Genomic DNA, 6,475 nt, shown 5'->3' on the forward strand with positions numbered 1-6,475 from the left:
TGGCGACCAGGGTACAAGCGGACCGTCGGGACGGCCAGCCGAGACAGTGAAACGAGGATGGCCGACACCACCCAGCGCGGCTGACCCCGCCAATTTTACCTTTTCGAGGCGTTGGGCAAAAATAGCCAGGTAGCAAGGGATTGACCTCAGAGGACCTAGGTTCTGTGCTCGTTGTCATGTTGATCAAGTCTGATCGCTGTTGTTGCGACTCTTCAGAGGCATGCCCTGCTGAATTGAGTGGCATGGCGTCTACGGACGGCCGCTAGTTCCTTCCGGCAAAAACTCATAAAGCAGGCCAGATTGCGGGATTCAGAGCAATCCCTATGGGACCGTGAATTTGCCCTACCCGGCTCATGGATCGAAATTCTGCACCTTTGCTGGGGGAGCCATAGGTCCTATTCAGTTTAGCGCTGGCGCAAACATATAACCCCAATCCACAAGAAGAGGTTCCCTATGAGTGCAATTCTCGATGATGTCCTGAAAGCAAACGCTCGTTATGTTGATTCCTTCGGGAGCAAGGGCGATTTGGCGGTCCCTCCAGCCCGCCGCTTCGCTATTCTCACGTGCATGGATGCGCGCCTCGATCCAGCCAAGTTCGCCGGATTGAGCGAAGGGGATGCGCATGTGATCCGGAACGCTGGGGGCCGCGCCAGCGATGATGCGATTCGCTCCCTTGTGATCAGCTACAAGTTGCTTGGTACCCGTGAGTTCTTCGTCATTCACCACACAAATTGCGGCATGGAGTTCTTCACGAACGATACGATTCGAGGATTGTTAGGCAGTAGCCTTGAGGCTGCTGAGCTAACGTCCGAGGGCTTCAAGGATGTGGGCAAAGGACCGGGATCTCGCGCTGGCGAGTTTATCGATTGGCTCACGATACCAGACCAGAAGCAGGTTGTGATTGACGATGTGTTTCGGATACGGCAGCACCCGCTCGTTCCACCTTCAATTCCGATCTACGGATACGTTTATGACGTTAAGACGGGCAAACTGCTTGAAGTTGACCGAGCTTCTGAAGCGGGTGCTGCCATCTGAAGTCAAGCGAAAAGCCGCTACGCTATAAGTTCCGCCCAAAGCGGAGGTGGCAGCGATGCTTGTCAGGAGAATGGCCAAGGCCGATGTCATGCTTTGTGGATGATGAGTGGCGAGGTATATTCCAGTTCCGATCGACAGAATTGGCAGAGCGCCAAAGAAGTACAGGTTGAATTGCCTGCCGCGGATTCTCATGCTTGTCGTGATGCCACAGTGCAAAATGAGAGTGCAGTTAAGAGGCAAGGCAACATTATTGGTTTCAGCGTATCTCCTGAATCATCTATAGCTGGTCAGTAATCCTGAAGACATGAGCGCTTGAATGGGTTTACCCTGTTCGCATCCGCGAACAACGCGGAAATCCAAACTGGAGAGAACACCATGATGACTATGGAGCGTACGCAGGAAATGCAGCGCTGTATGGACGATTGTTGTAGCTGTATGGCGATGTGCAGCGAAACAATGATGATGTGCATGAAGAGCGGCATGAGCATGTCTGCCGAGATGATGTGCATGATGCAGGATTGCTCGGACATGTGCGATATGGCCATGAAGTGCATGATGCGCATGAGTCCGGTGTGTCCAAAAGTTTGCGGCATGTGCGCCGAGATCTGCATGAGCTGCGCCACGATGTGCGAAAAGATGGCCAACGGCAACGAGATGATGATGCGTTGCGCCGAGATGTGCAGGCGTTGCGCCGATTCCTGCACCATGATGTCCAAGATGCCGATGGCAGCTTAGTAAATGTCTCGGGATACAGGACTGGCCTTTCTGGCTCTCTCGCAAAGAGCAGTGCACAGCAGAATTTGCAGATAACTCCCGTCTCCCAATTGAGACGGGGCGGGTGTAAGCTCCGCCCCAGCCTCGCGGATCAGCTTCTGCCGTCGACTTAGCAACAGTTACCGATTCGCCTCTCGGCCGCGCTCGGCACGGCATCCCAAATTTACCCCGCACGCATCACAAGTAAGTTGCCTATCCGCTCCGTCGCGGCCGCTCGTTGTTCCTCTCGTTTCCTGCGTTCAGCGCGAATGGTCGCGCTGGCAGGTCGTCTGGAGCCTCCTGGTAGAACCGCGAACTCCCGGACCACTTGGCTGTTGCATACGGTGCATTCGGAGCCGATCGCAGAATGAACGCGCCCACGCAGGCATATACCGCAGTAGAGATCGCCTGTCGAAGGAGAGTACCAAGCCTTTCGTTGCGAGCCTGTAGACACCTTCCGCATCACAAAATGTCTTTGATCAAGCACCTCGCTACCTCTTCCTCAAAAAACAAATGGCCCACGAGAGAATTCCTCATGGGCCATTACGGCTGTTCTTCAAAAAACTCTAAGGAGTCCGGCTAACTGAACCGGCATTCACCTGAACAAGCCCCTGCCCACGCTGTGTTCGAACAACACATGCGACAGAGTGCCGAGGTGGTGAAATACATCATCGTATTTATGATACCACCGGATCAGCAGTTCTCCGAAGATCCGTGGATCGTATGCCTCCGCAGTAGACCGTAGGATGAACGGGGGCGTTCCACTCAAATTACTCGTGCGGTATGGCGGTGCGCGGACATCAGATTCCGGAAACAACCATCACAACCAAACTGTTCAACTTCGGGATATCCAGCCTGGAAGCGTCGAACTTGCCGAAATCCCCGTTTCGCGGTTGCCATTGGACATGCTCAAAATACTGTAATCATCCAGAAAGAGGTGTCCGTGAGCCGGGGGCTTTCTGGTTCTATGTTCGCCTCTCGGCTCCGGGAGTAAACTCCTACCCACTTCGGGTCCGTCTCAATGAGAGCACCGGGAAGGAATTGGCAATTCATCTGAGCACTGCTACATAAGCTCATTCTCCCTCGTCAGAGGCCAACCAAGCGGCTGTGTCGATTCAACGTGGTTCCGCTGAAAGTCTAGGTTGCTGACGCACATGAGCAGGTTGATTGGGGAAGTCTCTATCGTATTTGAATTGCTGAAGATTTGAATTCCAGAACGGCGGCGCCGGTTCAATTTTTACGAATTTTCGCGGTAACCGGATTATCTGTCGCGCGGGGTACGCATCTTAGTTTGCATGGAAACTCAGGCGGCGAAAGTGAACCCGGGTGGCGGGGTCACCAGGATGGCCGACGGCGGGCGTTTTGCGCTATATGTCGCTGAGCTGCGTGAGTTTTTTGCAAGCCGGGAGATGCGGTTCGGGGCACCGGAGGACCTGGCGGCGTTTGCACAGGCGCTGAGGGAGCCAGGGACGTTTCGTGAGGAGCTGGCTTCGCTGACGCGGTCGGTGGTGTACCGCGAACAAGGGACGATTGCGATTACGGAGCTGCTGGAACTGATGACGGTGGCAATGGGCGGCGCGAGGATTGCCGAGGCTGGCGAGGCGGTGCGGGAGCCGGTACGGGAGTTGCTGGGGTTTCTGGGTAAGGCGATGCGAGGTCGACGGGCTGAGGCTTTGGACGATGTTGCGGCGGGGGATGTCGCGAGAGATGCGGGGCCAGTGGATGTGGCGGGGGTGGCGGCTGTCGCTGGGGTGGTCGACCTAGCGGCTGGGGCCGGCGAGGCTATTGGCGGGTTTCATCCGCATGCTGCGACGGAGTTTTATTCGCGGGCGTGGTCAATGTCGATGGGCGCTGAGGACGGGGAGTTGGCGTCTGAGAGTCCGGGACCGGAGGTTATGTCAGAGGGAGACTCCGACGCTGAGACGAGCGTGGTGCAACGGGCTGCGGCGCCCGCGTTGAGACCGGCAGTGAGTGACGATGCGAAGCGCAGAAGTTCGCGCGTGCGGTCGGGAGGGTTTGCGATGTCCGCGGTTGCAGGGCTGGCGGTGGCGGCCGTGGTGATTATGCATCCCTGGGCGCGGCCTGCGGCGGGACCAGTTGGAGAGCCGACGGTCTCTACGGTGAGGCCTGCTGAAGGAGCGGCGGGAGGGTCTTCGGACTCGGGGGCCAGGATTCCGGCGGGACAGACTGATCGCGGCGGCGTAGCGGGGACTGCTGCTGCTGTGAGTGGTGCTGGGGCGGGTTCTGCCGTGGATGCGATGGCGGTCCGGCCGGACGCGAGTGGCCCTGTTGTCAGAGCGAAACCGGCAGCGGGTGAGCCGATGCCTCCGGCTGCGGCGAGTGGGACGATTGGGGGGCCGATGCCCATATCGCCTTCGATGGGGAGCTTGCCGTCGAAACGGATGGGAGTCTACGCGGTTTCGGTTTCGTCGGGCGTTATGGCGGCGAATCTGATCTCGGCTCCAGAGCCTGCGTATCCGAAGCTGGCGAGACTGATCCACATGAAGGGACCGGTGATTATGCTGGCGGTGGTGTCGCGGGACGGGAAGGTGGTGGCGACGCATGTGCTGCGAGGACATCGACTGCTGCGGAGAGCGGCGTCGAATGCGGTGCGGCAGTGGCGGTATCAACCTTATCTGCTGAATGGACAGCCTGAGGATGTGGCGACGATTGTTACGGTGAACTTTCGGCGGCGGTAAGAGGGTCGCGGCGAACGGCCGGTTTTTGGAGAAGAACGCCAAATTGCCTAGACAATAAGTCGACGGCGCGTTTCTCTGCAGACAGAGTGTGTCTAAGAAGCGGAGATTCGCGGGGATTTCAGCCGGTTTCTAGTTTGTCGGGGCAGAGAAAACGGCTCACAAGACCAACTGGCGGTGGACGCAGTCTACTGCGAATCCCTCTCTTAGGCCAAATTCCCGTTGGCACCGAGCTTGCATCAAGACAGCTCACACAGAGTGCGTATAGAAACACGGTGGAGAGCAACATGCGTTGCAACCAAACCAACAACAAAGACAAAAGCCCTATGAAGAAAAAACAAAAGCTTGACGGCAGTGACCTGCTCATAGAAGGTCGGCTTATCGGACGTGATCTTCGTTGCGCCTGAAAAGTCGCGATTTCGGTAACTTGCTGGGAACTTTCTCAAAATCCCCGTTTTTGAGGAGTGCGGCGATATAGAAAACATTTCTGGGTAGAATGGCTTCGAGGTCGTGATGTCCTTGTCCAAGTCCGCATCCACGTCTGCGAGTCCCGCGCCTGGAGCACAGCAACAGGATGCCGATGACATATGAGCACCCATTTTAGTTTTGACCAGCTCGTGTCTCTGTTGGGCCGTTCTGAGAATGATCCGGTAGTAAGAAACTTCTTTGGACACGAAATATCCAACATCCATCGTGATGAGTATTACGGATCACTGGAGTTCAAGCCTGAAGGGGTCGATGTTGTATTCGAGGAGGCTCCTTGGGTAGTGCCTTCAGAAAAGATTACCGATCCGAAGGTGTTATACGTTGCCGCTTTTCATTTGCACCGTGAAGGTCACGAGGGCTTTGCAGGATATTCGGGGCAATTGCCAAATGGCGTTGCGTTGGGCGATTCCGAGACTGAACTGCTTCGTAGGATGGGAGAGCACATAAGAAGAGGAGGCGGCGGTACGAGCTCCGTACTGAAGCGACCTATCCCTCGTTGGTTTTGGTTTGCGGTGGGCGAGGCGATCCTCCACGTCCAGTTAGACCCGAAGGGGCTGATTGACATGGCAACACTTCAGACGCCCGAGATCAAATTGGGCTGATGGCGGGTGGCTGCATAGGCACTCGGCTGCACGTAGTGCCTGAAAAGTCACATTTTCGGCAACTTGGGACTCCTCACGGTAGGGACATGACCAAGGCTTGCTATCAGCTCTGGGTCCTTCGGCTACGCCAGACGATGATGCAGAGAATGATCCCGCCGATCAGCCCAGTCAGATACGACATTTCGTGAGCCCAGAGGTCGGCATAGAAGGTGTGACGTATCTGTTTTGGGATGGCCGTGGCGTAGTATTCCATGCCGAGGCCTTGCAGGAAATAACCGATGATGCCCGCAGCCAAAGCGAAGATTACCATTATGGCGAGGAGCTTGAGCAATGGCCGGAAGATATGAGAGGCGGTAAGTTTGGCGCGTGAGCCCGCACGGGCCGCGATAGCAAGCATTATCCCGAGAAATAGACTTACCCACCATGTTGCGAGAACGCCCCAGCCGAGAGCGAGAAGAGTGGGTGATTGGGTATGGAATATGGCCGGATGGAACACCGTGAAATATTCAAGACAAACGCGGGCCGTCACCTGATCGTGCAGGACGCCGTAGATGGCTCCGGCTACGATGCACAAGGCAACAATCTTGATCGCTTCCATTCACGGAGTATATGCGAGCTCACTGTCGTCCAAATTAGCCTTTGAGAACAAGGCTCAAGGGTGAGGCAGGTGGAGCCTCCTGTAGAGTGAAGTGGGTCCTGAGAAGACCACTTGACGCATGAGAAAGGCATCCACCATGAATCGAGTATGCAGTATTTTCAGCCAACTCCTGCAACTGTTTTCGCGCTCCGATTTCGAGGCTGCGGTTGGCAAGCATCGAGCCGAGAGGCACGCCCGAGGCTTTACCTGCTGGGGTCAGTTCATCGCCATGCTGTTCTGCCAACTGGGACGGGCCCACAGTCTGA

General features: G+C 56.2%; 7 protein-coding genes. 5 read left to right on the forward strand and 2 right to left on the reverse strand.

The features are described from left to right. Positions 1-453 precede the first annotated feature (453 nt). The 3 genes from Q363_RS29765 to Q363_RS37055 all read left to right on the forward strand — a co-directional run bounded on the left by Q363_RS29765 (position 454) and on the right by Q363_RS37055 (position 4,487). Positions 454-1,035, forward strand: a complete 582-nt coding sequence (locus Q363_RS29765) for a beta-class carbonic anhydrase (protein ID WP_035357967.1) — start codon at positions 454-456, stop codon at positions 1,033-1,035. 441 nt (positions 1,036-1,476) lie between these two features. Next, positions 1,477-1,770 (forward strand): four-helix bundle copper-binding protein, encoded by a 294-nt coding sequence (locus Q363_RS47510; RefSeq protein WP_483782914.1) that lies wholly within the window; start codon positions 1,477-1,479, stop codon positions 1,768-1,770. A 1,334-nt stretch (positions 1,771-3,104) separates the two neighbouring features. Next, complete coding sequence (locus Q363_RS37055; RefSeq protein ID WP_157467868.1) at positions 3,105-4,487, forward strand: energy transducer TonB; 1,383 nt, start codon at positions 3,105-3,107, stop codon at positions 4,485-4,487. A gap of 236 nt (positions 4,488-4,723) precedes the next feature. Here Q363_RS37055 and Q363_RS41575 read toward each other — a convergent pair whose 3' ends face one another. Then, positions 4,724-5,011, reverse strand: coding sequence for a hypothetical protein (locus Q363_RS41575; protein ID WP_157467871.1), 288 nt, complete (start codon positions 5,009-5,011; stop codon positions 4,724-4,726). Positions 5,012-5,071: 60 nt separating this feature from the next. On the opposite strand from Q363_RS41575, the gene Q363_RS29780 reads away from it, so the two are divergent. Beyond that, the gene (locus Q363_RS29780) at positions 5,072-5,572 is read left to right on the forward strand and encodes a hypothetical protein (RefSeq protein WP_035357972.1); all 501 of its coding nucleotides are present in this window, start codon (positions 5,072-5,074) and stop codon (positions 5,570-5,572) included. Positions 5,573-5,675: 103 nt separating this feature from the next. Here Q363_RS29780 and Q363_RS29785 read toward each other — a convergent pair whose 3' ends face one another. Then, entirely contained in the window at positions 5,676-6,170 is a 495-nt protein-coding gene (locus Q363_RS29785; RefSeq protein ID WP_035357975.1) for a hypothetical protein, read from the reverse strand. Between the two features lie 136 nt (positions 6,171-6,306). Between Q363_RS29785 and Q363_RS47175 the strand changes: the two genes are divergently transcribed. Beyond that, positions 6,307-6,475 (forward strand): DUF4372 domain-containing protein (locus tag Q363_RS47175; RefSeq protein WP_425387810.1); only part of this gene is annotated, 169 nt, incomplete at its 3' end.

Source organism: Edaphobacter aggregans DSM 19364, from assembly GCF_000745965.1.
GTDB classification, from domain to species: Bacteria; Acidobacteriota; Terriglobia; order Terriglobales; family Acidobacteriaceae; genus Edaphobacter; species Edaphobacter aggregans.

Coding starts and splice junctions, on each gene's coding strand:
- Q363_RS29785 (WP_035357975.1), bottom strand. CDS start 6,170: ATGGAAGCGATCAAGATTGTTGCCTTGTGCATCGTAGCCGGAGCCATC.
- Q363_RS29780 (WP_035357972.1), top strand. CDS start 5,072: ATGAGCACCCATTTTAGTTTTGACCAGCTCGTGTCTCTGTTGGGCCGT.
- Q363_RS29765 (WP_035357967.1), top strand. CDS start 454: ATGAGTGCAATTCTCGATGATGTCCTGAAAGCAAACGCTCGTTATGTT.
- Q363_RS47510 (WP_483782914.1), top strand. CDS start 1,477: ATGTGCAGCGAAACAATGATGATGTGCATGAAGAGCGGCATGAGCATG.